Origin of the sequence: Xanthomonas hyacinthi (genome assembly GCF_009769165.1) — a bacterium.
Lineage (GTDB): Bacteria > Pseudomonadota > Gammaproteobacteria > Xanthomonadales > Xanthomonadaceae > Xanthomonas_A > Xanthomonas_A hyacinthi.
In genome coordinates this window covers 3,608,419-3,633,079 of the sequence record NZ_CP043476.1, presented here as the reverse complement: position 1 = coordinate 3,633,079, position 24,661 = coordinate 3,608,419, and the positions used below count along the sequence as shown (strand labels likewise).

Annotated in this window: 16 protein-coding genes and 3 pseudogenes; 9 read left to right on the top strand and 10 right to left on the bottom strand. The window is 68.7% G+C overall.

The features are described 5' to 3' along the window. Positions 1–49 precede the first annotated feature (49 nt). The 3 genes from hap3 (at position 50) to FZ025_RS15910 (ending at position 4,299) form a co-directional block, all read left to right on the top strand. Positions 50–508 carry an Hpa3 family type III secretion system protein gene (gene hap3, locus FZ025_RS15920; protein ID WP_046981730.1) on the top strand — a complete coding sequence of 153 codons (459 nt, stop codon included), beginning with the start codon at positions 50–52 and terminating at the stop codon, positions 506–508. Further along, positions 505–2,556: a type III secretion system effector XopF2 gene (gene xopF2, locus FZ025_RS15915; protein WP_167523886.1), complete on the top strand. Its 2,052-nt coding sequence runs from the start codon at positions 505–507 to the stop codon at positions 2,554–2,556. The genes hap3 and xopF2 overlap by 4 nt, the downstream gene beginning before the upstream one ends. A 414-nt stretch (positions 2,557–2,970) precedes the next feature. Continuing rightward, entirely contained in the window at positions 2,971–4,299 is a 1,329-nt protein-coding gene (locus FZ025_RS15910; RefSeq protein WP_244292389.1) for a hypothetical protein, read from the top strand. A gap of 110 nt (positions 4,300–4,409) precedes the next feature. Here the strand turns inward: FZ025_RS15910 and FZ025_RS21885 are convergent, their stop codons facing one another. Then, the gene (locus FZ025_RS21885) at positions 4,410–4,649 is read right to left on the bottom strand and encodes a hypothetical protein (protein WP_167523860.1); all 240 of its coding nucleotides are present in this window, start codon (positions 4,647–4,649) and stop codon (positions 4,410–4,412) included. Between FZ025_RS21885 and FZ025_RS15905 the strand changes: the two are divergent. Next, a pseudogene (locus FZ025_RS15905) lies at positions 4,583–7,436 on the top strand (TonB-dependent receptor plug domain-containing protein). The gene FZ025_RS21885 and the pseudogene FZ025_RS15905 sit on opposite strands and share 67 nt — an antisense overlap. A 268-nt stretch (positions 7,437–7,704) precedes the next feature. On the opposite strand, the gene FZ025_RS15900 reads toward FZ025_RS15905, so the two are convergent. Further along, entirely contained in the window at positions 7,705–9,297 is a 1,593-nt protein-coding gene (locus FZ025_RS15900; RefSeq protein WP_046980417.1) for a phytoene desaturase family protein, read from the bottom strand. Positions 9,298–9,657: 360 nt separating this feature from the next. On the opposite strand from FZ025_RS15900, the gene FZ025_RS15895 reads away from it, so the two are divergent. Both FZ025_RS15895 and FZ025_RS15890 read left to right on the top strand, forming a co-directional pair. Further along, a complete protein-coding gene (locus FZ025_RS15895; RefSeq protein WP_208803677.1) occupies positions 9,658–11,802 on the top strand; it encodes a M13 family metallopeptidase in 2,145 nt (714 codons plus the stop codon). A gap of 263 nt (positions 11,803–12,065) precedes the next feature. Continuing rightward, positions 12,066–14,075 carry a M13 family metallopeptidase gene (locus FZ025_RS15890; protein ID WP_046981314.1) on the top strand — a complete coding sequence of 670 codons (2,010 nt, stop codon included), beginning with the start codon at positions 12,066–12,068 and terminating at the stop codon, positions 14,073–14,075. A 445-nt stretch (positions 14,076–14,520) separates the two neighbouring features. On the opposite strand, the gene FZ025_RS15885 is transcribed toward FZ025_RS15890, so the two are convergent. Continuing rightward, positions 14,521–14,718: a hypothetical protein gene (locus FZ025_RS15885; RefSeq protein WP_046981313.1), complete on the bottom strand. Its 198-nt coding sequence runs from the start codon at positions 14,716–14,718 to the stop codon at positions 14,521–14,523. A 269-nt stretch (positions 14,719–14,987) separates the two neighbouring features. On the opposite strand from FZ025_RS15885, the gene FZ025_RS15880 reads away from it, so the two are divergent. Continuing rightward, on the top strand, positions 14,988–15,338 hold the full coding sequence (locus FZ025_RS15880) for a helix-turn-helix domain-containing protein (RefSeq protein WP_046981312.1): 351 nt from the start codon (positions 14,988–14,990) through the stop codon (positions 15,336–15,338). Positions 15,339–15,536: 198 nt separating this feature from the next. Here the strand turns inward: FZ025_RS15880 and FZ025_RS22730 are convergent, their stop codons facing one another. The 6 genes and pseudogenes from FZ025_RS22730 to FZ025_RS15855 all read right to left on the bottom strand — a co-directional run bounded on the left by FZ025_RS22730 (position 15,537) and on the right by FZ025_RS15855 (position 20,965). Further along, complete coding sequence (locus FZ025_RS22730) at positions 15,537–15,659, bottom strand: hypothetical protein (protein WP_280117172.1); 123 nt, start codon at positions 15,657–15,659, stop codon at positions 15,537–15,539. A gap of 21 nt (positions 15,660–15,680) precedes the next feature. Further along, positions 15,681–16,071, bottom strand: a pseudogene (locus FZ025_RS22470) (acetylhydrolase); the annotation flags it as partial. Between the two features lie 173 nt (positions 16,072–16,244). After that, complete coding sequence (locus tag FZ025_RS15870) at positions 16,245–17,822, bottom strand: DHA2 family efflux MFS transporter permease subunit (protein WP_104558615.1); 1,578 nt, start codon at positions 17,820–17,822, stop codon at positions 16,245–16,247. Between the two features lie 8 nt (positions 17,823–17,830). Beyond that, a complete protein-coding gene (locus FZ025_RS15865; protein ID WP_046981153.1) occupies positions 17,831–19,012 on the bottom strand; it encodes an HlyD/EmrA/EmrK family protein in 1,182 nt (393 codons plus the stop codon). A gap of 10 nt (positions 19,013–19,022) precedes the next feature. Further along, positions 19,023–20,507 carry an efflux transporter outer membrane subunit gene (locus tag FZ025_RS15860; protein ID WP_104558614.1) on the bottom strand — a complete coding sequence of 495 codons (1,485 nt, stop codon included), beginning with the start codon at positions 20,505–20,507 and terminating at the stop codon, positions 19,023–19,025. 8 nt (positions 20,508–20,515) lie between these two features. Then, positions 20,516–20,965: a MarR family winged helix-turn-helix transcriptional regulator gene (locus FZ025_RS15855; RefSeq protein ID WP_046981151.1), complete on the bottom strand. Its 450-nt coding sequence runs from the start codon at positions 20,963–20,965 to the stop codon at positions 20,516–20,518. A gap of 239 nt (positions 20,966–21,204) precedes the next feature. Here FZ025_RS15855 and FZ025_RS15850 point away from each other — a divergent pair. Both FZ025_RS15850 and parC read left to right on the top strand, forming a co-directional pair. Then, positions 21,205–21,638: pseudogene (locus tag FZ025_RS15850) on the top strand (helix-turn-helix transcriptional regulator); the annotation flags it as partial. A 57-nt stretch (positions 21,639–21,695) separates the two neighbouring features. After that, entirely contained in the window at positions 21,696–23,939 is a 2,244-nt protein-coding gene (gene parC / locus FZ025_RS15845) for a DNA topoisomerase IV subunit A (protein ID WP_046981150.1), read from the top strand. A gap of 173 nt (positions 23,940–24,112) precedes the next feature. On the opposite strand, the gene bfr is transcribed toward parC, so the two are convergent. Beyond that, entirely contained in the window at positions 24,113–24,598 is a 486-nt protein-coding gene (gene bfr / locus FZ025_RS15840) for a bacterioferritin (RefSeq protein ID WP_046981149.1), read from the bottom strand. Positions 24,599–24,661: the final 63 nt, after the last annotated feature.

Below are 24,661 nucleotides of genomic sequence, written 5' to 3'. Positions count from 1 at the left end.
AGCGCGGTGTCGGATCGCGACGCCCCTCTCCCCTAGCGTCGACCATCCCATGCCCGACAACAACGAAGCCCCCCCATTGCCCACCTCGACCCGGGCCTTCTTCGCGCAGATCGGCCTGCATCTCGGCGTGGACACGGACCTCATGCTGGCCGCTGCCTGTGGCGAACCCTTCGTGGCTCCCTCGGGACTGCTGTGCCGCCTGCATGCCGAACAACACGAAGCGACATGCCGCGCCTATCCCGAAGTGCTACTGCCGCTGGCCGGCGCCGAACTGGGCGGCGCGGATGTCGAGCGCCTGCTGGCGATCCAGGAGCATGCGCTGACCGAATATGGTTGGCGGCTCGGCCTCGCCGACGAGGGCCTGTTGTCGCTGCGCCCGCTGTTCTATCCCGATGGCGCCGAGCAGGTCGCCACGCAGTTGGACCAGGCCCAGGCCCTGGGCCGCGCGATTCTTTCCGCGATGCTGGAAGAAGCACCGGCCGCGCACAGCGTGGAGGCGCAGCGGTGAAAACGACGATACCGGGCACCTCCGGCAGCCCTTCGCGCACGCAACTCGCCCGCGCCAACGAAGCGGCCGCGGCGCGCCAGTCCCCCGCGCAGGAAGAAGCCTTGCCCGGTCCACACACCGGTCCGCTCGCCGCGCTCGCATCGCCTCCTCCGCAGCGGCAGCGCAGCGGACGCGAGCAGATCGGCATCCAGCACGCATCAGGCAGCGCCACGCCCCCCCAGGGAATCGCCGGGGAAGTGCGTCTGCAGATCGAGTATGAGATCGCGCACGCCGCCCCCGATCCCACGCGGTCCGCATACTTGCAGTTGCACAGGCAAGACGTGGGGGAGCAGTCCTTCCATTCCGCGTTCGGATCCTTCTCGCATCTGCAGACCGACGAATCGACGGCCTCGGACCACCAGAACCCCGAGTGCGCGGCTACCGCGCGCCGCGAGTTGGCAGAGCACTTGCGCCGATACGACGCGGTAGCCGATGCGACCGATGCGACCGAGAGCCAAGCGCAACTGGAGCAGGAATACATCGGCTGGGCGGCGGAACGACTGCAGCAGCGGCGCGAGGCGTTCGGCCCGAACGGCGGCTATCGATTCAACGTGGACATGAAAGCGGCGGGCACGGACGCATCGCTGCCGACGGCCTACCGGGCACTCAAGGGCTTCCTGGCGTCGGCGCTGCGGATGCCGTTCGGAAACGCGGCCGCCACCCAACTCGACAAGAAAGACGGCGAACTCACCCCCAAGTTCTGCCCTACCGTCGCTGGCGGAGCCGCCGCGGGCCTCGGCTCCGCCTTCACCGAACAAATTCTGTTGAGCGCGATCGAGCGCCGCGCGCGCCTGGCCAACATGCCGGCATTCAGGCCGGTGCCGCCGGCCATCCTCAGCCCGGAGCCGGGACCGGTACGGATGGAGATCACGCCAGAGGGAACCAAGCGCTTCTGGCGGCCGCCGCACGCCGACCAGCTGTCGCAGCTCGGGAACCATGACGACCGCCCCACCTTCGAAGTGCTGCAGTGCGACGCGCAAGACCGGCAACGGCAACTGCTACAGCGGCAGAAGCTGCTGGAAGGCCACGCCGAAGCGACATTCCTGCGACCGCTGCTGAGCGGTGGATTCAGCGGCATACGCCGCGGCCTCAGCCCCGCCAGCGTGCTGCTGTCGCCGATCAAGGTGCTGGGTACCTCCATGCTCAGCTCCGGCACCGGCGGCGCGCTCACCAATGCGATTCTCGAGACCGGCAAGGCGCTGCCCTGGACCGGCCAGGCCCGGGTGGACAACCTGGTCGGCGGAAGCCAGACGGTCAACCTCTTTCGGCTCGCCCGCCCCGACGAATCCATGGAACCGCTCCGCTGGGGCGACATCCGGCGGCTGCACAACACGCTGCTGGATATCGTCCAGGAAGCGGGCGCGCTGGCAGCGCAACCGCTTACCTCGCCGCGCATGGCGATGCGTACCGCGCGCGACCTGCTGCTGCACCACATCGGCGGCAACATCTTCAGCAGTTGGGTCGCCACCGGCGGAGGCACGCTCCTGGCATCGTTGGTCAGAGGCGGCTACGGCGCGCCTCCCGCCGACGAAATGCTGTCCTCGCCGGGCAGCGTTGTCCAGCAATCCGGGCAAGCCTTTTCCGACAATACCGTCTGGCCCGCGCTCAACAGCACCCTCGGCGATACCAGCCAGAATCTGGCGGCCAGCCTGGACCGGCGCCGGGACAGCGAACAGGCGCGCCTGTGGTCGAAGGCGGCGACCATGCGCAACCAGCTGCTGGCGCAGATCGACACCGTCCGCCGGAACGCCGACGGCGCTCAGGATCAACGCCTGCACGAGCTTGCCGGCACACTGTCGCAATCGTTGGAGCACCGCGGAGGCGCGGCCGACCTCGATGCAGCGCTCGGCGCGATCGATCGGGTCCTCGGCGAGCCGGGTGGCGCCACCGAGGCGACACTGGAACGATTGCGCGTGCTGAAAGACACCGTTGCGCAGCAGCGCGCAGTGCTCGTGCGAAGCCAGGCGTTGCGCGAGTGGCGCAGCGGGCGGCGGCAGACAAGCGCGTAGCCCGGTCGCGCGGTGCATGCGGTTTGGCGCACGCCGGGCGCCAAGTCGAGGCCGTCGCGTGCCAATCGCGGGCGCTCCACGCCCCTCTCCCCCGAAGGAAAGGAAAGATCCATGCGCACTTTGAATCGAGCAGCCAGCCCGTCGCCAGCAACCGCGTCCGCCTCGCGGGCGCATGCCGCAGGCGCGGAAAACGAACGCGCCGGCGACGCCAGCGCCTGCCTTGTCTCCTCGACAGCGCCCTTTCCAGCAGGACTGGATGGCCTGCCGCCGTCGCGCAGGTCGCACCGCCGCTCGAGTTCCGAAGCAACCTCAGCGTCGAGTGCGTCATGGCGCACGGACGATGGCGATGCGTCCCCCGGCACTCCAGGCTCCGTAGGGTCAGCCGCTTCGTTCGCAACCGCGCCGGAAGATCTGTTGGACAGTGCCGCGGCGAGCGACGGCGAATCCGACCCTGGCCTTGCACCCGCGCGCGACCACGTTGCCATCGACATCGACATCGAACAGAACCCCGCGCCGGAGATCAGCCAATCGCGCCAGCTCCTGCCGCACTGGTGCGATGCCGGCACCGGCGCGATCGGACGCGGTGCGGCGACCGTCAGGGATGCCGTCTTCAACTACTTCGCCCAATCCGGCGCAGTGTCCGGATTGCGCGTGTTCACGGCCGACCGCAAATTTCTGGGCGCGGCGTTCGGCCATCTGATTCATCAGTTCGCCGCGGTCGGCACGACCACCTTCCTGCGCGAAATGGGCGGCGAGGCGCTGCTCGCCGCCCTGCGCAAACTCCCGCCGGAAGTGTTGATCCCCCTGCACGTGGCGACCGGTTCGGCAACCATGGCGTTGCACCATCTGCGACAGAAGCGCGAGCAACGCAATCCCGACGCCGCCGCGCGCGGCTTCCACAACCTCAGTCCCGCGCAGTGGAACGGGCTGTCGGAGCGGCAGCGCGAAGAAAAGAAGCAGGAGCAGCGCCGTTATTCCGATGCGGTCTCGACCTTGGCCTTGGCCAGCGTGGCCGGCAACATCGCCATGGGCGCAGCCGGTCCCGCTGTGGGACATCCCGAAATGAGCGCACGCCTGCTCGCGTCGGATATCAAGATCGCCACCTACGCGCTGGCACGCGACGCGGTCCAGGCCATGTTCCGCATGGTCGGCACCGCAGCACGGACCAACGGCGGCGTGAGCGGCGCGCACACCACCGCGGCAGGTCACTTCTACTCGATGGCCAACGTCGTCGCCAACAACGTCGGCGCAGTGTTCGTGCCGGCGGAGCTGGACAAGGCCAGGTTGGCATTCGCCGGACTGGCACCGATGCTATCCAAGGCCGATTCGATCCACACGCTGCTGCACTCCGCTGCGGTCAAGGCGGCGATCAATACGCTGCTGGAAGCCGCCGACTGGACCAACGTCACCCAGGAAGAGGCCAACCAGGCAGGCACGCGGCAGCAATGGGATCCGGCGCTCAAGGGCAAACGCGAAGACTTCATGCGCGTCCTGGATCAATCGATCGCCCGCACCGCCGCGATCAACTCCAACGTCGCGCTCAGCACCGCGTTGTCGCTGGTCGCGGAGATGGCGGAACTGTCCTTGCCGGCCGCATCGCTGCTCAGCAACACAGCGGCGGGTGTGGCGGCGGGCATGCAGTACAAGATCATCGCCGGCACATGGCAGGCCGAGGCAGCGGTCAGAGCCGAGGAGGATCGCCATCGGCCAGCACTCGAGCCGGATGGAACCGCGCCTGCATAGCGCCAGGCGCGGATGCCGGTCTGCGCTGGCCGCGTCCGGTTCTCCGCAGCGTGCCGTTTTGCTGGGGAGCCAGGCGCACAGGCAGCGAATGCCGTATTCGATTCGCCCCTTCAATAGCGCAAATCGGCGCCGAACATGCCGTGCTTCAGGCATTCGTTTGCGGATGCAGACAAATGCAGGCGATCGCCGAAACAGACGACGGCTGCGCATAACTCCTGATTAACTGCATGTAGTTTTTGCGCCGCGCACGGATGCGACACCACTTCAAGGCGCACGCCGTGGCATGACGCCGCTTGCCTTGCTTCTTGGCTTTCCAGGAGTAAAGACAGAAATAAGCGATCGGCGGACACATCGTTTCAATCGCAGCCGTCTGAGCGCGGCGCTGGTGGCCGCCACGGCGGTGCCGGCCGCGTTCGGCGCCTTCGCGCAGGACAGCACCGCCACCAAGGCGACCGACCTGGAGAAGATCACCGTCACCGGTTCGCTGATCCCGCAGAGCCAGATCGAGACCGCCACGCCGGTCACCACCATCACCGCCGAAGACATCAAGGCCCGCGGCTTCAACTCGGTGGCCGAGGTGCTGCAGAAGAGTTCGTTCGCGACCGGTGGCGTGCAGGGTGGTCAGACCTCCGGCTCCTTCACCCAGGGCGCGAAGACCGTCAGCCTGTTCGGCCTGCCGCCGGGCTATGTGAAGTACCTGATCGACGGCCGGCCGATGTCGAACTATCCGGCGCTGTACAACGGCAGCGACACCTTCAACAACATCAGCGGCATTCCGATCGACCTGGTCGACCGCATCGAGATCCTGCCGGGCGGCCAGTCGTCGCTGTACGGCTCGGACGCGATCGCCGGCGTGATCAACGTCATCCTCAAGAAGAAGATGGACGGCGCGGTGTTCAGCATCCGCGGCGGCGGCTACTCCGACGGTGGCGGCAGCAACGTCCGCGCGACCTTCGCCGACGGCTGGAGCTCCGCCGACGGCCGCACCTCCGTGCTCGGCGGCGTGCAGTACGAAGAGAAGGATCCGATCTGGGGCTATGACCGCGATCTGACCAAGCAGTTCAATACCCAAGGTTATTCCGCGCAGCTGGTCAGCCGCGACTTCCTGGTGAACAGCCGCACCACCAGCTACAAGTTCCTGGACCCGGCCAATTGCGCGAATGTCGCCGGGCTGTTCGGCGGCACCATGGAACTACGGAATCGCCCGGGCTTCGGCGACGGTCTCTACTGCGGCTCGAAATACTCGCCGGGCTACCGGACGCTAGATGCCGGTCAGAAGTCTCTTCAAGCTTATTTACACGGTACGTTCGGCCTCAACGATAACGTGCAAGTGTATGGCGACGTGCTGTACAGCGCATGACGAAGTCAAGTACCACTCCGGCTCCAACTTCCTGTGGTGGGGCACCTCGGCGGACTTCGGCTATTACTACGATACCGGCTTGCGTCAGTTGGTTAATCTGCAGCGGTCGTTCGCACCGGAAGAAGTCGGCATCAACGGTTTCGACGACACGATGAGCCGCGACAAGAGCGATTCGGTCCGCGTCACGTTCGGCGCGCAGGGTACGCTTGGCCAGTCGAGCTGGGATTACGACGCCGGCGTGACTTACACCCAGTACGAGTTGCAGGAAAGGAACTTCGTCCGCTTCGCAGATGAGATCGATCAGTTCTTCATCGACAGGGTGCTCGGCCCGCAGCAGGGCACGGTCTCCGGCTATCCCGCTTATTCTCCGAACTACGGGGCTTTCTACCAGCCCATCACGCCAGATGAATTCGCCAGCTTCACCGGCCATGCCACCAACAAGAGCAAGACCTCCGACGGCATGCTGCGCCTGCAGCTGACCAACGCCGGGCTGTTCGGCCTGCCCGGCGGCGATGCGGGCCTGGCCGTGGTCGGCGAATACGGCAGGCAGAAGTGGAACTACGATCCGGCGCCGGAAATTCTCAACGGCGAAGTGTGGGGCCTGACCTCGGTGACCGGCGGCGGCGATCGCGACCGCTACGCGCTGACCTCGGAACTGCGCCTGCCGGTGTTCGCACCGCTGACCATCACCCTGGCCGGCCGCTATGACGCGTTCAAGGCCGGCGGCAGCACCGTCGACAAGCCGACTTACAGCATCGGCATGGAATACCGCCCGTTCCAGTCGCTGCTGCTGCGCGGCAAGTACGGCACCGCGTTCCGTGCGCCGACGCTGTCGGACCAGTACCAGGGCCCCAGTGGCTACTACAGTTCGGTCGTGGACTACTACCAGTGCGCACAGCGCGACTACCTGCCCGGCAACACCGACAACTGTCCGGAGCAGTATTCCAGCGCACAATTCTTCGGCACCCAGTCCGGCAACCTCGGCCTGAAGCCGATCAACGCCGACGTGTGGAGCGCCGGCTTGGTGTGGTCGCCGCTCGACCGCATGGCGCTGACCGTCGACTACCTCAACTGGAACATCCGCGATGAAGTCACCCAGCAGAGCGCCGACGCACTGAGCCTGCAGGACTATCGTTGCCGGGCCGGCATCGACGATATCGACTCGTCGCTGTGCGTCCAGGTGATGTCCCAGGTCCAGCGCGATGCGTTCGGGGAACTGGTCGGCATCTCCACGCCGAAGATCAACGTTTCCAACCAGAAGCTGGAAGCAGCGACCGCCTCGTTCCGCTACGGCTACGACTTCGGCCGCTGGGGCGATCTGAGCACCGTTGTCAGCTACAGCGAAAACCTGCGCCACAAGTACGTGCAGTACGCGGGAGACGAGCCGGTCGACCTGCTCGACGATCCGCACTGGAGCACGGACCCCAAGCGCAAGGCCGATGCCTCGCTGACGTGGAAGATCGGCGACGTCTCGACCACCTGGTACGCCACCTGGTTCGACAAGACCCCGAACTACGCGGCGGCCAACTTCAGCCAGAATGATGACGAGGCAGCGCGCGCCGGCAAGCTGCCGTCGCACATCGTCCACAACGCCAGCATCGCCTACACGGCGTTCGAGGGCATGGAGCTGTCGCTGATGGTGAACAACGTGTTCAACAAGATGCCGCCCTTCGACGCCTCCTACCCGGGCAGCTCGAGCTCGCCGTACAACGCGTACAACTTCGACGTGTACGGCCGCGCGTACTACCTGGAAATGCGATACGCGTTCGGCAAGTAACAACGCATCACGCGACACCGACGCCCACCCGCGAGGGTGGGCTTTTTTGTGGTTCTCCACCCAAATCCGGAGAAGACAACGGATCTTGAGGAAGAAATAGGCGTCATCGCAGTCCCCGTCGCCATGCGTTTGAACCGCTCCGGGAAGGAGGTTTTTCGCGCACCGCGGCGTAAGCGCCGGCATTGCCTTCACCGCCGATGTCCAGGGAAACGCGGGCAATGCTCGCCCCCTTCTTCACCGCGCGCCGTCCCTTATACATACGCAAGCCTCAGCGACCCAGCAGCGCCATCGCCGCATTGTGCCCGGGCGCGCCGGTCACGCCGCCACCCGGATGAGTCCCGGAACCGCACAGGTACAGGCCGGGAATCGCGCCGCGGTAGTTGGCCTGGCCGAGCATCGGGCGCGCGCTGAACAATTGGTTGAGGCTCAGCGCGCCGTGGAAGATGTCGCCGCCGATCAGCCCGAAGGTGCGTTCCAGATCCAGCGGGGTCAGCGCCTGCTGGCCCAGCACCGAGGCGGCGAAGCCCGGTGCGTAGCGTTCGACGGTGGCGATCATCCGCTCGGCGACCTCGTCGCGATGCGCGTCCCAGCTGCGCCCGTCCGCCAGCTGCGGCGCCACATGCTGGCAGAACAGGCTGGCCACGTGCTGGCCGGGCGGCGCCAGCGAGTCGTCCAGCGTGCTCGGGATCAGCAGTTCGACGATGGGTTCGCGCGACCAGCCGTGGTCGCGCGCATCGCGGTAGGCGCGGTCCATGTAGTCCAGGCTCGGCGCCAGGATGATGCCGGCGGTGAGGTGGTCGCCCGGCCCCGGCAATGCGCGGAATTCCGGCAATCGCGACAGCGCCACGTTCATCCGGAACGTGCCCGAGCCGCAGCGCCACTGCGCCATGCGCTCGCGGGTGGCGGCGGGGACGTGCGCCGGATCGAGCAGGCCCTCGTACAGCAGCTTGGGATTGACGTTGGCGACGACGCGCCGCGCCTGCAGGCGCTCGCCGCGTTCGGTGACCACGCCGACCGCGCGCCCGTCCTCGACCAGGATCTCGCGCACGCCGGCGTCGGTGCGGATCTGCGCGCCGGCGGCGGTCGCCGCCTTGGCCATCGCCTGGGTGATCGCGCCCATGCCGCCGAGCGCGTGGCCCCAGGCGCCCTTGACCCCGTTGCTCTCGCCGAACACGTGGTGCAGCAGCACGTAGGCCGAGCCCGGCGTGTACGGGCTGGCGTAGTTGCCGACGATGCCGTCGAAGCCGAACAAGGCCTTGACCGGGTCGCTCTCGAACCAACGCTCCAGGTAGTCGGCGGCGGAGATGGTGAACAGGTCCAGCAGCTCCTGGCGCAGGCCGGGGTCGAGCGCATGCAGGCGGCGGCCGAGGCGGCCGGCGCGCAGCAGTTGCGACAGCGCCTGCGCCCAGCCGCCATCGGTGACGTTCGGCGGCGGCTGCAACGCCAGCGCGCGCAGCACGTCGGCGATGCGTTCCAGCCGCGCTGCGTAGGCCGGCAGGCGCTCGGCGTCGCGGGCGGAGAACTTCGCCACCTGCGCCTGGGTGATGCCGGCGCCGGCCAGCAGGTAGCGGTCGTCGGGCAGCGGCACGAAGTTGTTGCAGCGGCGCGGCACGATGCGCAGGCCGTGCGCGGCCAAGTCGAGATCTGCGATCACCTTCGGCTGCAGCAGCGACACCGTGTAGGACGCCACCGAATTGCGGAAGCCCGGGTGGAATTCCTCGGTGACCGCGGCGCCGCCGACCACGCCGCGCCGCTCCAGCACCGTGACCTTCCAGCCGGCGCGGGCCAGGTAGGCGGCGCAGACCAGGCCGTTGTGGCCGGCGCCGACGATCAGGGCATCGCAGGACGGTTCGCGCTTCATCGTGCAGATAGTATGCGAGTCCCTCGCAAGAGCCCGCATATCCCTGTAGCGGCAAACCATAAAGCCCCTCTCCCCCCGGGAGAGGGGTTGGGGTGAGGGTCCGGCGCGAAGCGTCTCGTGGAATTGGGTGCACGAGGCTTCGCCCGCACCCTCATCCGGCCCTGCGGGCCACCTTCCCCCGAAAAGGGGGCCATGGTCCCGGTGGGAAAAGGGGTGCGCTGGCCTGCGCGCGCGGCGCAGCGGCGGCCAGTCGGCCGCGCCCCGGCTGACCGCAGCACCCAGCCCATGACCTTCGACACCCCTGAAACCCCCGGCGGCGGCGTAAAGTCTCGCCAGGCCCATCCGGGCCATCCCGTATCCATGCTGGCTTGGAGCTTCCTTGTGACCTTTCGCAATCCCCAGATGCTGCTGTTGACCCTGGCCGTGAGCGCCGCCCTGAGCGGCTGCAGCAAGCCCGAGGCGGCAGCGCCCGCCGCCGACACCGCCAAGACCGAGGCCGCCGCGCCTGCGCCTGCCGCCGCGCCGGCCGAGCTGAAGCTCGACACCAGCAAGCTGCCGCCCTACAACGCCTTCAGCGCCAACGACCTGGACCCAAGCAAGGACGCCTGCAGCGACTTCGCCGGCTACGTCAACGGCAAGTGGCTGGCCGCCAACGAAATCCCCAAGGACCGCAGCAGCTGGGGCGCGTTCTCGATCCTGGACGAGCGCTCGGTCGCCGTGCAGCACCAGCTGGCCGAACAGGCCGCCGCGGCGGCCAACGCGCAAGGCGTGGACAAGATCGTCGGCGATTTCTGGGCCTCGGGCATGGACGAAGCCAAGGTCAACGCGCAGGGCATCGCGCCGCTGAAGGCCGACCTGGCCGCGATCGACGGCCTCAAGGACGGCCCGGCGGTGGCCGAATATCTGCGCCAGAGCGCGGCCAAGGGCGAGAACGGCCTGTTCGGCTTCGGCGCCGAGGCCGACTTCAAGAACTCCTCGATGAACATGGCCTACGCGATGCAGGGCGGCCTGGGCCTGCCCGACCGCGGCTACTACTTCGACGCCGACAAGAAGGACAAGCTCAACGCCTACCAGGTGCACGTGGCCAAGGTGCTGGAGCTGTCCGGGCTGCCGGCCGCCGCTGCGGCCACGCAGTCCAAGGACGTGGTGGCGCTGGAAACGCGCCTGGCCAAGGTCTCCAAGTCCAGCGAACAGATGTCGCGCGACGCCGAGCTGGCCTACAACCCGATCGCCCCGGCCGCAGCCGACAAGCTGACCCCGAACTTCCCGTGGACCAAGTTCTTCGAATCGCAGGGCGTGGCGGTGCCGGAGACGTTCTCGCTGGCGATCCCGGCGTTCCACCAGGAAGTGAGCAAGGCGCTGGGCGACACCGATGCGTCGGTGTGGCGCGCCTACCTGCGCTTCCACACCGTCGACAGCGCCGCGCCGTACCTGAGCGATGCGTTCGCGCAGGAGAGCTTCGCGTTCTACGGCAAGGAACTCAACGGCCAGGCCGAGATCAAGCCGCGCTGGAAGCGCGTGCTCGGCAGCATCGAGGACGGCGCCGGCGAGGCGATGGGCCAGATGTACGTCAAGGTCGCCTTCTCGGCCGACGCCAAGGCCACGATGCAGCAGCTGGTGGACAACCTGCGCCAGGCGCTGAAGGCGCGCATCGAGAACGTCACCTGGATGAGCCCGGAGACCAAGGCCAAGGCGATCGCCAAGTGGGAGACCTTCACCCCGAAGATCGGCTACCCGGACAAGTGGCGCGACTACAGCGGCCTGCGCACCCAGCGCGACAGCTACCTGGACAACGTGCGCGCCGCCACCGCGTTCAACTACACGTACAACCTGGGCAAGATCGGCAAGCCGGTGGACAAGACCGAATGGGGCATGACCCCGCAGACGGTCAACGCCTACTACAACCCGCTGCAGAACGAGATCGTGTTCCCGGCCGCGATCCTGCAGCCGCCGTTCTTCGATCCCACTGCCGACGACGCGTTCAACTTCGGCGGCATCGGCGCGGTGATCGGCCACGAGATGACCCACGGCTACGACGACCAGGGCGCGCGCTTCGGGCCGACCGGCAACTTCGAGAACTGGTGGACGCCGGCCGACGCCAAGAACTTCGCCGCGCTCACCGGCAAGCTGGTCAAGCAGTTCGACGCCTACAAGGTGGACGGCAAGCCGGTCAACGGCAAGCTGACCCTGGGCGAGAACATCGCCGACCTGGGCGGCCTGTCCACCGCCTACGACGCGATGAAGAAGGCCACCGCGGGCAAGGACGATCCGAAGGTCGGCGGCATGACCCGCGACCAGAACTTCTTCCTCAACTGGGCCACCGTGTGGCGCACCAAGTACACCCCGCAGAACGCGATGGTGCGCCTGGCCACCGATCCGCACGCCCCGGCGCAGTTCCGCGCGATGGGCGCGCCGTCGAACCTGCCGGCCTTCGCCGCCGCGTTCCAGTGCAAGGCCGGCTCGCCGATGGTGCGCGCCGGCGACAGGCAGGTCGTGATCTGGTAAGCGCAGCGCTCCGCTGCAACGCGAAAAGGCCCGGCATGTCCGGGCCTTTTCTTTGCGCGCTGCGCGCGCCGGACCGTGGAGCGCGCGTTTGCGCGGGTACCGCAACGACGGCGGATCCGTGCGCAACGGCGCAGCGGCGGCACCCGCACGGCCGCCTGGCGCCCATGCACAGCCATCTGAACCGGCCAGGGCGCCATGGCCACAGCGGCGGGCCGCAGCTTGTTAAACTCCGCCGACTTTAATCCTGACCGGATTCGTTCCCGATGCTCAATGCCCGTCCGCTTGCCCTCGCTGTCGCCCTCGGCCTGATCGCCCTGGCGTCCACCGCCGATGCCGCGCCCAAGAAGAAGCGCGCCGCCGCCAAGGCGCCCGTCGTCAGCGCCGCCTGCACCGATTTCTACGACTACGCCAATGCCGACTGGCTGAAGAGCAACCCGCTGCCGCAGACCGGCGCGGTCACCGCGCTGGGCCAGTTGTCCGCGCGTGCGCAGCAACAGCAGCGCGATCTGCTCGACGCCTCGATGCAGTCGCCGCAGAACGCGGTGCAGAAGGCGCTGGGCGATTTCTGGGCCAGTGGCCTGGACGAAGCGGCGGTGGAGAAGGACGGATCCAACCCGATCGCGCCGCTGCTCAGCCGCATCGATGCGATCAAGAAGGCCAAGGACGTGCCGGCCTCGATCGCCGCGCTGCACCAGATCGGCATCCCGGTGGCGTTCAACTTCGGCGCCGACGTCGACCTGAAGGCGCTGGACCGCCACATCGGCTACTTCATGCAGGGTGGCATGGGCCTGCCCGACCCGGCCTTCTACACCCGCACCGATGCCGACGCCGTGGCGCTGATGGGCCGCTACCGCGCCTACGTCAGGCAGATCCTGACCCTGACCGGCACCGCGGCGGCCAAGCTCGATGCCGACACCCAATCGGTGCTGCAGATCGAGACCGCGCTGGCGCGCAGCGCCAAGTCGCTGGCCGGCATCAACAACCCGTTCAACAACTACGCGCCGATCTCCACCAAGGACCTGAACAAGCAATACCGCAACCTGCAGCTGGACGCGTTCCTGAAGGCGCAGGGCATCAACGACGACCTGGTGTCGCTGGCCGACCCGGACATGTTCAAGCAGCTCGACGGCATGATCGCCAGCATCAAGCCCGAGCCGTGGAAGGCCTACCTGCGCTGGCGCGTCGGCGATGCGATGGCGCCGTACCTGTCCAAGAGCTTCCGCGACGCCAGCTTCGAGTTCCGCGGCCGCGTGCTGGAAGGCCAGGCCCTGCCGCCGCAGCGCTGGGCGCAGGTGCTGGACGCGATCAACGTCGCCGCCGGCCCGATGCTGGGCCGCGAGTACGTCGGCCGCTATCTCAACGCCGACACCCGCCGCCAGGCCGAGAGCATCGCCGACCAGGTGCGCGATACCCAGATCGCCGCGCTCAAGCGCGGCAGCTGGCTGAGCGCGTCGGCGCGCACCGAAGCGCAGGCCAAGCTCGCCGCGCTGAAGATCGAGGTCGGCGCGCCGCGCCGCGACCTGGACTACGGCGTGCAGCCGATGGGCCGCGGCAGCTTCGGCGGCAACATGCTGATCGCCTCCACCTGGCGCCACCGCGAGGAAATGAAGCGCATCGGCAAGGGCAACGCCGACCGCCGCTGGGACGTGCTGCCGCAGCAGCCGGCGCTGACCTACGACATCGCCCAGAACCGCCTGATCGTCACCGCCGCGGTGCTGCAGGCGCCGGTGTTCGTCGCCGGCGGCGATGCCGCCGCGCTGTACGGCGGCTATGGCGCACTGGTCGCGCACGAGCTGATCGGCGCGATCGACAGCAAGGGCAGCCTGGTCGATGCCAAGGGCGAACTGCGCAGCTGGTGGACCGCGGAAGACAAGAGCGCGTGGAGCGCATTGAGCGCGCGCGCCGCGGCGCAGTACGGCGCCTACGACTTCCCCGGCGTGAAAGGCGCCAAGGTCAACGGCCAGCTGACCCAGGAAGAAGACCTGACCGACATCGGCAGCGTCGAGCTGGCCTGGCAGGCCTACGCCGCGGCCCAGCCCGCCGCCGGCGATGCCGGCAAGCAGGCGTTCTACAAGGCCTGGGCCGGCCTGTGGGCGCAGCAGCTGTCGCCGAACGAAGCGGTGCAGCGCGTCACCGCCGACGTGCACGCGCCGGGCCGCTGGCGCGCCAACGGCCCGCTGGCCAACCTGCCCTCCTTCGCCGCCGCCTTCACCTGCAAGGCCGGCCAGCCGATGGTGCGCAGCGACGCCGAGCAGATCCGCGTCTGGCCGTGATCGCAATTCGATAAGCAGTGCATGCATGACGGCGCGGGCAACCGCGCCGTCGTCGCGTATGCCGCCGGCGATCCGTGGCGCGCGGTATCGGGAGCAGGCGAGTGACTGAAGCGTCCTGCACGCTGCCCGGCGCAATCGCCTCACCCGCAGCCGGGCGGCGATCTGCCCCGCACGCATCGCGATGGAGTCAAGCGGCGTGCTTCAGCTTCTTGTTGGCATCGTCGTTGGGCGACAGGCATCCGCGCGCCGAGGCGGGCGCGCGGGATTGGAGAAGCCATGGATATAGCTGGCGATAGCGGCGTGGGCTGCCGCCTTGCTCGCGTACACGCCGGTGGCGTCCTCGTTGTTGCCTGCGCCGGACGCAGCGCTCGCTTCGGCGGCCCACGCCGGTCGGCAGTGCATGCCGCTGCGGCGCGCTCATGCCGTTTGGCGCACACGCACGCACTCAGCGATCCGGCGGCCGGAACGCGCCGATGTCCACGCGCACGCCGTTCACCCACACCGCCACCATGTAGGCGCGATAGCCGGGGTTGTGGCGCTCGGCGGCGCGCGCGGCCAGATACGCGTTGGCGGCGTGGACCAGCACGTACAGGACCGGCTCCAGGTGCGCCACGCGCCTGAGTTTCACTTCGTAGGTGGCCATGCCCCACCCTTTGCCGCGGCGGCGGCCGGGGTTGCCTGGCGCAGCGCCATTGCGCTGCGCTGCGATGTCGCTGCGACGATGATGAAAAATGGGCGAAACACCATGCACTCCTCGGTCGTCCGTGTCCGGCGTGCGCGCCCTCACGCATCGGCGTAGCCCGCACCGTCAAAGTATCGGATTCCCGAACATCTAGAGTCAAGCATGGCTGTACGACAAGGCTGCGGATGCTCCATATCTTGGTAGGCCCTGTAACTGCAAGGCCCACCGCGATGAAAAGCTTCGGCGACCGATTGCGCGAAGCCAGGAAAGCCGCCGGGCTGACCCAGGAACAATTAGGTTTCGCGCTGGGCGTGACCAAGTCGTCGGTGTCGGCATGGGAGAACGATCGCGAGACCCCGAGCTTTCGCCTGTTGCCCAACCTGCGCGGCGTGCTCAAGCGCTCGCTGGACGAACTGATCTGCGGCCAGGGCCACAGCGGCGCGCGCCTGCAGGACCTGCCGGCCGATTACGCGCTGCAGGCGCACGACACCCACGAACAGGCGTTGCTGACCCGCTACCGCAATCTGCCGGCGCGGCGCCGCGAAGCGGTGCTGGAACTGCTCAAGCCGGACAAGGGCTGAGCGCGCCGCCGCATCCGCTCTCGCCTCACCGCTATACCTGCATAAGACCCAAGCGGCTTTAGCCGCGACCGGGCATTCCCGGTCAGCGGCTCGGTCGCGGCTGACGGCCCAAGGCCACGTAGAGCCGTTGCTACAGGACCGCCGTGGCAGGCAAGTCCCTTCCGGCAAGAATCCCCAGTAGCACAGCGTCGGCGTGTTTCAGCCGCCCACGCCGATCTCGCGCAGCGCCTCGCCCCAGATCCGGTAGCCGTCCTCGCTGGGATGGGTGCTGTCGGGCATCAGCGCCGGCGGCAGGCGGCCGTCGGGCTGCAGGCCATCCACCTCGGCGTGCTGCAGGCGTCACAGCACGTGCTCGGTGGCATCGCCGCTTGAAGCCGAGGTTGAGCGCGCCGCGGCTGCCGTAGAAGGTCTGCCAGGTCGGCTGGAAATCCTCGTCGGGCGGACTCGCCTTGTCGTCGTTGTGGGTGATCGCATCGTCGATCAGCAACAGCGGCGTGTCCGCATGCGCGCGCGCCTGCTCCAGCACCTGCTGGTGGCGCTGCGCCCACCAGGCTTCGTGCAGGCGATCGCTCGGCGTGGCCGCCGCCACGCCCGCGTCGGCCTGCGCGCTGGCGCCGCCGAGGGCGCCGAGGCACAGCAGCAACAGTACCGCACGCTGGCGGGCGCGTGCGCCGGCGCAGCGCGGCAGCGAGAACGCCAAGCGAGACCGCAGTACGCGCAGAAAACGCGGCATGTCCGAACCTGCCGATGCGTGCGAGGGGGCGGCATTCTGGTCCGCCGCTCGCTGCGGCGGCAAGCGCGGCGCCCGCCCGCCCGCCCGCGCGGGCAGGTGCAGGTGCGCGCGCATCCGCCGCACAAACGAAACCCCGCACAAGGCGGGGTTTCTCGGTTGCCGGCAGCCTGGACTCAGTGACCGCCCGCGGCGGCCGCCCCGCCGCCGCCCGCGAACGGCGGCTTGGCCAGCCACAGGAAGAAGATGATGCCCAGGAACGTCCAGCCCAGCAGGTAGAAGATGTCGTTGAAGCCCATCTGCGAGGCCTGGTGGTTGATGGTGTTGTTGAGGAAGGCCGCACCGCTCTGCAGGTCGCCCTGCCCCATCGCCTGCACCTGCTCCTGCATGCCCGGCGTGTAGGTGGAGATGTGCTCGGTGAGGTGCGCATGGTGCAGCTGCGTGCGCTTGGCCCACAGATAGGTGGTCAGCGAGGCGGCGAAGCTGCCGCCCAGCGTACGCAGGAACGTGGCCAGGCCGGAACCGGCCGCGATCTCGCGCCCGTCCAGGTCCGACAGCAGGATCTGCAGCACCGGCATGAAGAACAGCGCCACGCCCACGCCCATCAGCAACTGCACCCCGGCCACGTGGGCGAAGTCGACCTGCAGGCTGAAGTCCGAGCGCATGAAGCTGGTTACCGCCATGGCGATGAAGGCGAGGCTGGCAAGCATGCGCAGGTCGAAGCGCGCGGCGTACTTGCCGACGAACGGGGTCATCAGCACCGGCAGGATGCCGATCGGCGCGGTGGCCAGGCCGGCCCAGATCGCGGTATAGCCCATGTCGCGCTGCAGCCACTGCGGGATCAGCAGCGACACGCTGAAGAACGCGGCGTAGGCCACGATCAGCGCCATGCTGCCGGCGCGGAAGTTGCGGTGGCGGAACAGGCGCAGGTTGACGATCGGATCCTTGTCGGTCAGTTCCCAGATCAGGAACACCGCCAGCGCCACCGCCGAGATCGCGGCCAGCACCACGATCTTGTCCGAGCTGAACCAGTCCTCGTCGTTGCCCAGGTCCAGCACCAGCTGCAGGCAGCCGACGCCGATGATCAGGGTGATCAGGCCGACGTAGTCCATGCGCGGGCGCTCGGTCGGTTCCAGACGGCCGCGCAGCTGCGCGCCGACCACGATCGCGGCGATGATGCCCAGCGGCACGTTGATCAGGAAGATCCATTCCCAGCTGTAGTTGTCGGTGATCCAGCCGCCCAGGATCGGGCCGGCGATCGGCGCGACCACGGTGATCATCGCCAGCAGCGCCAGGGCCTGGCCGCGTTTCTCGCGTGGGTAGATCGACACCAGCAGGCTCTGCGTGATCGGGTACATCGGCCCGCACACGAAGCCCTGGATCGCGCGCGACACCACCAGCATGCCCATGCTCTGCGCCAGGCCGCACAGCAGCGAGGCGATGGTGAAGGACAGCGTGGCCCACACGAACAGTTTGGTCTCGCCGAAGCGCCGGCTCAAAAAGCCGGTCAGCGGCAGCGCGATCGCGTTGCTGACCGCGAACGAGGTGATGACCCAGGTCGCCTGCTGCGAGCTGGCACCGAGGTTGCCGGCGATGGTCGGCAGCGAGACGTTGGCGATGGTGGTGTCGAGCACCTGCATGAACGAGGCCATCGCCAGGCCCACCGTGCACAACGCCACGCTGGGCGGGCGGAACGCGGCGGCCGGGGCGCCCGGAGTCCCGGGCGCGGCAGGAGTGGCAGCTTGGTTGGACATGGCCGGACTCAGTTCGCCTTGGCCGCGTCGGGCAGGTTGGCATGGATGATCTGGGCGATGGCCGTGTCGGCCTGGCCCAGCTGCTGCGCATAGACGTCGGTATCCAGCAGCGTGCCGGTGGCGAACTTGCTCGGCAGCACGCCGCCGCTCTGCTGGTGCAGGTTCACGTCCACCTTCATCGACAGGCCGATGCGCAGCGGGTTCTGCGCCAACTGCCGGGGATCGATGGCGATGCGCACCGGCACCCGCTGCACGATCTTGATCCAGTTGCCGCTGGCGTTCTGCGCCGGCAGCAGCGAGAACGCGCTGCCGGTGCCCAGGCCCAGGCTCTGCACCGTGCCCTGGTAGCGCACCGCACCGCCGTACAGGTCCGACTCCAGCTCCACCGGCTGGCCCAGGCGCATGTGCTTGAGCTGGGTTTCCTTGAAGTTGGCTTCCACCCACACCTGCTCCAGCGGCACCACCGCCATCAGCGCGGTGCCGGGCTGCACGCGCTGGCCGACCTGCACCGAACGCCGCGCGATATAGCCGGAGACCGGCGCGACGATCGCGCTGCGGGCGTTGTTGAGGAACGCCTGGCGCACCTGCGCGGCGGCGGCCTGCACGTCGGGCTGGTGGGCCACGCCGTTGTCGTCGATCAGCGCGCGGTTGCGCTCCACCGTCTCGCGCGAACCGCTGACCGCGGCCTGCGCGGTGGCCAGCTGGTCGCGCGCATGCGCCAGTTCCTCGGCGGAAATCGCCCCGGTGGCGACCAGGCTGCCGCGGCGGGCGACGTCGGCGCGGGCGCGCTGCAGGGTCGCCTGCTGCGCCGACAGTTCGGCCTGCGCGCCCTGCACGCTGCGGAACAGGCCGCGCACCTGGCGCACGCTGCGCGCCAGATTGGCCTCGGCCTGCTGCAGCACGACCTGGGTGTCGGCCGGGTCGAGCTCGACCAGCAACTGGCCGCGCTCCACGCGCATGCCGTCGTCGGCGCCGATGCTGACCACGGTGCCGGTCACCATCGGCGTGATCTGCACCAGATTGCCCTGCACGTAGGCGTCGTCGGTGCCTTCGTGCCAGCGGCCGGAGACGAAGTACCAGATCGCCAGCGCGATCAGCACCAGCACCACCAGCACGGCCAGGCCGCGCAACAGCTTGCCGCGCCGGCTGGGGGCGGGAGCGGAGGAATCGGGAGTCGTTGTCTGATTCATTGCGGCGGTCTCAGGAATGCGTGGAAGCGGAAGAGGTCATCGGCGCGGCGGCCGCGGGGGCGGCTTCGTAGCCGCCGCCCAGCGCCTGGTTCAGGCGCACCGAGACCAGGATCTGGTTGGATTGCAGCGCGGCCAGGCGCTGCTGCGCCTCGAGCAACTGCTGCTGCACGCTCAGCACGTCCAGGTAGTTGCCGATGCCGGCGCGGTAGCGCTGCTGCGCCAGGTCGAAGGCGGCCTGCGCGGTGCCCACCGCCTGCGCCTGCTGCTGCGCCTGCTGCGCCAGCGAACGCGCCGCGCTGACCTGATCGGCGACCTCGCGCAGCGCCGCCACCAGCGCCTGGTTGTAGCTGGCCACCGCCAGGTCGTATTGCGCGTCGCGCTCGGCCAGTTGGCTGCGCAGGCGGCCGCTGGCGAACAGCGGCAGGCTCACGCTCGGCGCGAACACGCCGAGCACGGCGTCGCCCTTGAACAGGTCGGCGGGATTGGCCGCGGCCACGCCGCCGAGCGCGAGCAGGTCGATGCTGGGATAGAACTGCGCCTTGGCCGCGCCGATGCTCTGCGACGAGGCCTCGACCCGCCAGCGCGCCGCGACCACGTCCGGACGGCGCCCGAGCAGGTCGCTGGGCAGCGCCGACGGTAGCTGCACCGCCACCGGGTCCAGCGGCCGCGGCCGCTCGATCTGCAGGCCGCGATCCGGACCGCGGCCGAGCAAGGCCGCCAGCGCGGTGCGCGCCTCGTCGATCTGCTGCTGCGCCGCCTGTTGCTGCTGGCGCGCCGCCGGCACCCGCGCCTCGGCCTGGCGCAGCTGCAGGTTGCTGTCGATGCCGGCGTCGCGGCGCTGCCGCACCAGCTTCAGGCTGCTGTCCGAGCGCACCAGCTCTTCGCCGGCCAGGTCGTACAGGCGCCAGGCGTAGCCGAGCTGCGCATAGGCGCGGGCCACGCCGGCCGACAGGTCCAGGCGCGCGGCCTGCGCATCGACCTGCGCCGCATGCGCCTGGTCCACCGCCGCTTCCCAGACCGCGCGCTTGCCGCGCCACAGGTCGAAGCCGTAGCTGAAGTCCAGCAGCGCCTGCTCGTCATGGATGTACTTGCCGCCGATCTCGTCGCCGGCCAGCCCCTTGGGCAGCTGCAGGCCGGTATAGCCAGCGGACAGCGACAGCTTGGCGTCGCGGTCGGCATCGGCGGCGCCGGCCTGGGCCTGGGCCAGGCGCAGCCGCGCGTCGGCCGCGTCCAGGCTCGGCGTGCCCTGCAGCGCCTCGGCGATCAGCGCATCCAGCTGCGGATCGCCCAGCGCCTTCCACCAATCCTGCTGCGGCCATGCGGCCGGCGCCAGCCGGTCGGCGGCCAGGGTCTTGCCGGCCTGCAGCTGCCGGTCGGGGTCGAGCCGGCGGCCCTGCGGCTCCAGGCCGCGGCTGCTGGCGCAGGCGGCCAGCGCCAGGGTGAGTGCCGCGGCCACGAACGGGCGCAGGCGATGGGACGAAGCGGAGAGGGTCATAAGCGGAGTCATGGCGAATTGAGGGAGTCGCGGACGCGGGTCAATAGCGAAGTGAGCTGCTCGCGCTCATCGGCGGAGAGATCGCGCAGCGCGCTGGCGATGGCTTCGTCGCCGCGCTGCTTGAGCTGTTGCCACAGCGCGCGGCCTTCGTCGGTCAGCACGATCTGCAGCGCGCGGCGGTCCTGCGCATGCGCTTCACGGCGCACCCAGCCCTGGTCCTGGAACTTGTCCAGCAGGCGGGTGACCGCGCTGGGGTTCTGATCGATGGCCTGGGCCAACGCGTTGGCGGTGCATGGCGACATGGACGCCAGCGCCTTCATGCCGATGTAGTGGCTGAAGCCCAGGCCGAGCCGGAGCTCGGTCATGGCGTCGTCCAGGCGGCGCATCAGGCCGCCGCGCACCTGCCGCAGCAGCAGGCCGAACGACGGCGAACCTGGGAGGGAGGGAGCGCAGTTCATGGGTGCCAATTATTTTCATTTGGAAATATATGTCAAGAAAATATCTCGAAAATAAGTAAACGCCGCATTGCAGCAGCGCGACACTGGCGTAGCGGCGCCGAGGCCTGGCCCAGCTGGTGAGCCCGGCCGCCTGCGCCGGACTGCCCGATCGCCCCTGCGTGATCGGCATGAACGGCCTGTTGCACGAACTGCTGCTGCGGGTCGCGGCGTGGGGCGTGCCCGATGCCCTGGACGCGGACCGGCAGCGGATTTGCGTGGTGCTGCTGGACGAATTGCGCCAGGCGCCGCTCGAACGCCTGCACCTGCCGATGCCCAGCGAGCGGCGCCTGCTGCGCATCGCCGCGCAGTTGCTGGCCGCGCCTGGCGCCGCTCGCTGGCGCAGTGGGCGCACTGGGCCGGGCTGTCGCCGCGCAGCCTGAGCCGGCATTTCCGCAGGGAAACCGGACTCGGCTTCGCCGGCTGGCGGCAGCAGGCGCGGCTGGCCGGGGCGCGGCGCCAGCTCAGCGACGGCGCCAGCGTCGCCGATGCCGCGCACCGGCGCGGCTACCGCAGCCCCAGCGCCTTCGTCGCCGCCTTCCGCGGCCATGTCGGCCATCCTCCGGCCCGCTACCTGGCCAGCGCCGGCCGCGCCGCCGGCACGCGCGGCTTGGCATCGCCGGCCGCATCCGGATAATCGACCGGCTGACCTGCGGCGCCCGCCGCCGCGTTCCCCTATAGGTATTTCCCGCGCATGACCGATCTCGCCCGCCCCACCTTCCACGGCTTCGAACAGCTGCCGCTGCGCGAATACGCCGAACGCGCCTATCTCGACTACTCCATGTACGTGGTGCTGGACCGCGCCCTGCCGTTCCTCGGCGACGGCCTGAAACCGGTGCAGCGGCGCATCATCTATGCGATGAGCGAGCTGGGCCTGAACGCCACGGCCAAACCGAAGAAGTCCGCGCGCACCGTCGGCGACGTGATCGGCAAGTACCACCCGCACGGCGACAGCGCCTGCTACGAGGCGCTGGTGCTGATGGCGCAGCCGTTCTCCTACCGCTACCCGCTGATCGAGGGCCAGGGCAACTTCGGCTCCACCGACGACCCGAAGTCGTTCGCGGCGATGCGCTACACCGAATCCAAGCTGACCCCGATCGCCGAAGTGCTGCTCGGCGAACTCGGCCAGGGCACGGTGGACTGGTCGCCGAACTTCGACGGCACCATGGACGAGCCGACCTGGATGCCGGCGCGGCTGCCGCACCTGCTGCTCAACGGCACCACCGGCATCGCCGTGGGCATGGCCACCGATGTGCCGCCGCACAACCTCAACGAGATCGTCAGCGCGCTGATCCGCCTGCTCGACGATCCCGACGCCAGCGTCGCCGACCTGTGCGAGCACGTGCACGGCCCGGACTACCCGACCACCGCCGAGATCATCACCCCGGCCGCCGACCTGCGCGCGATCTACGAGACCGGGCACGGCAGCGTGCGCGCGCGCGCCACGTTCCAGAAGGAACACGCCAACATCGTGGTCACCGCGCTGCCCTACCAGGTGTCGCCGTCGAAGGTGATCGAGCAGATCGCGCAGCAGATGCGCGCCAAGAAGCTGCCGTGGCTGGAAGACATCCGCGACGAGTCCGACCACGCCAACCCGGTGCGGGTGGTGCTGGTGCCGCGCTCCAACCGGGTCGACGCCGAGCAGCTGATGGGCCACCTGTTCGCCACCACCGACCTGGAGCGCAGCTACCGGGTCAACCTCAACGTGATCGGCCTGGACGGCCGCCCGCAGGTCAAGAATCTCAAGACCCTGCTGGAGGAATGGCTGCGCTTCCGCAGCGACACCGTGGTGCGCCGGCTCACCCATCGCCTGGAGAAGGTCGAGCGCCGCCTGCACCTGTTGGAAGGCCTGCTGGTCGCGTTCCTCAACCTGGACGAAGTGATCCGCATCATCCGCAGCGAGGACGAGCCCAAGCCGGCGCTGATCGCGCGCTTCGCGCTCAGCGAGGAACAGGCCGACTACATCCTGGAAACCCGCCTGCGCCAGCTGGCGCGGCTGGAGGAGATGAAGATCCGCGGCGAGCAGGACGCGCTGGCCAAGGAGCGCGAACAGCTGCAGGCGGTGCTGGCCAGCAAGACCAAGCTGAAGAAGATGATCAAGGACGAACTGGTCGCCGACGCCAAGAAGTTCGGCGACGCGCGCCGCTCGCCGCTGGTGCAGCGCGGCGCGGCGCAGGCGATCGACCAGACCGAACTGGTGCCGAGCGAGCCGATGACCATCGTGATGTCGGAGAAGGGCTGGATCCGCGCGGCCAAGGGCCACGACGTGGACCCGGCCGGCTTGTCCTACCGCGACGGCGATAGCCTATTGGCCGCGGTGCGCGGGCGCAGCACGCAGCAGGTGGCGTTCCTGGATTCGGAAGGCCGCGCCTACTCCACGCTGGCGCATTCGCTGCCCTCGGCGCGCGGCAACGGCGAGCCGCTGACCGGGCGTTTCTCCCCGGCCTCCGGCGCATCGTTCCAGGCCATGGCCAGCGGCGAGAACGACAGCCGGCTGCTGCTGGCGTCCTCGCACGGCTACGGCTTCGTCACCCGCTTCGAGAACCTGACCAGCCGCAACAAGGCCGGCAAGGCGCTGCTCAATCTGACCCCGAACGCCAAGGTGCTGCCGCCGGCATCGGTGAGCGATCCGGACACCGACCGCATCGTCGCGGTGACCAGTGCCGGCCACCTGCTGGCGTTCCCGATCGCCGAGCTGCCCGAGCTGGACAAGGGCAAGGGCAACAAGATCATCGACATCCCCAAGGCCAAGCTCGGCACCGAGCGGGTGGTGGCGATCGCCGCGGTCGCGCCGGGCAATACGCTGCTGGTGAAGAGCGGGCAGCGCACCATGTCGCTGTCGTTCAAGGACCTGGACGCCTACCTGGGCGTGCGCGCCAGCCGCGGCGGACTGCTGCCGCGCGGGTGGCAGAAGGTGGATGACCTGGCGGTGGAGTGAAGCGGCCGGGATTGGGGATTCGGGATTGGGGATTCGCAACAGCGAGTAGCGAAAAGCAAAATCGGCCCTTTCGGGCCGATTTTTTTTTGCCTCGCCATGCATCGGCGGTGAGCGGTAGGCTCTACCGAGTCCCGAGTCCCGAGTCCCGAGTCCCGAGTCCCGAGTCCCGCCAGTTACTCCCCCACCCCACTGCCACCGATCTTCGAGGTCTGGTACAGCGCCATGCCCAGGCGCTTGATCAGGCCCAGCTGCTGTTCCAGCCACCAGGCGTGGTCTTCCTCGGTGTCCTTGAGCTGGGCCAGCAGCACGTCGCGGCTGACATAGTCGCCGTGCTGCTCGCACAGCTTCATGCCCGCGGCCAGGTTCGCGCGCACTTCGTATTCGACCGTCAGGTCTTTTTGCAGCATGTCCTCGACCGTGCGCCCGGGCTCGAACGCATGCGGGCGCATGTCCGGGTCGCCTTCCAGGAACAGGATGCGCCGCAGCAGCGCGTCGGCGTGCTCGGTCTCCTCTTCCATCTCGTGGTTGATGCGCGCGTACAGCGCCTGCAGGCCCTGATCCTCGTAGCGCCGCGAGTGGATGAAATACTGGTCGCGTGCGGCGAGTTCGCCGCGCAGCAGGTCCTTGAGGCATTGCACAACGTCAGGATGTCCCTTCATGGGGCAGGCTCCATAGCAGCGAAGGCCACCATGGTGCCCGAGCCGCGCGCACGGTGTTCCAAT

What these genes read in the sequence shown, in the direction of transcription:
- bfr (WP_046981149.1), bottom strand. Translation starts at nt 24,598, where the DNA reads ATGAAGGGACATCCTGACGTTGTGCAATGCCTCAAGGACCTGCTGCGC.
- parC (WP_046981150.1), top strand. Translation starts at nt 21,696, where the DNA reads ATGACCGATCTCGCCCGCCCCACCTTCCACGGCTTCGAACAGCTGCCG.
- FZ025_RS15865 (WP_046981153.1), bottom strand. Translation starts at nt 19,012, where the DNA reads ATGAATCAGACAACGACTCCCGATTCCTCCGCTCCCGCCCCCAGCCGG.
- FZ025_RS15895 (WP_208803677.1), top strand. Translation starts at nt 9,658, where the DNA reads ATGCTGGCTTGGAGCTTCCTTGTGACCTTTCGCAATCCCCAGATGCTG.
- FZ025_RS15890 (WP_046981314.1), top strand. Translation starts at nt 12,066, where the DNA reads ATGCTCAATGCCCGTCCGCTTGCCCTCGCTGTCGCCCTCGGCCTGATC.
- FZ025_RS15885 (WP_046981313.1), bottom strand. Translation starts at nt 14,718, where the DNA reads ATGGCCACCTACGAAGTGAAACTCAGGCGCGTGGCGCACCTGGAGCCG.
- FZ025_RS15900 (WP_046980417.1), bottom strand. Translation starts at nt 9,297, where the DNA reads ATGAAGCGCGAACCGTCCTGCGATGCCCTGATCGTCGGCGCCGGCCAC.
- FZ025_RS15855 (WP_046981151.1), bottom strand. Translation starts at nt 20,965, where the DNA reads ATGAACTGCGCTCCCTCCCTCCCAGGTTCGCCGTCGTTCGGCCTGCTG.
- FZ025_RS15870 (WP_104558615.1), bottom strand. Translation starts at nt 17,822, where the DNA reads ATGTCCAACCAAGCTGCCACTCCTGCCGCGCCCGGGACTCCGGGCGCC.
- hap3 (WP_046981730.1), top strand. Translation starts at nt 50, where the DNA reads ATGCCCGACAACAACGAAGCCCCCCCATTGCCCACCTCGACCCGGGCC.
- FZ025_RS15880 (WP_046981312.1), top strand. Translation starts at nt 14,988, where the DNA reads ATGAAAAGCTTCGGCGACCGATTGCGCGAAGCCAGGAAAGCCGCCGGG.
- FZ025_RS15860 (WP_104558614.1), bottom strand. Translation starts at nt 20,507, where the DNA reads ATGACCCTCTCCGCTTCGTCCCATCGCCTGCGCCCGTTCGTGGCCGCG.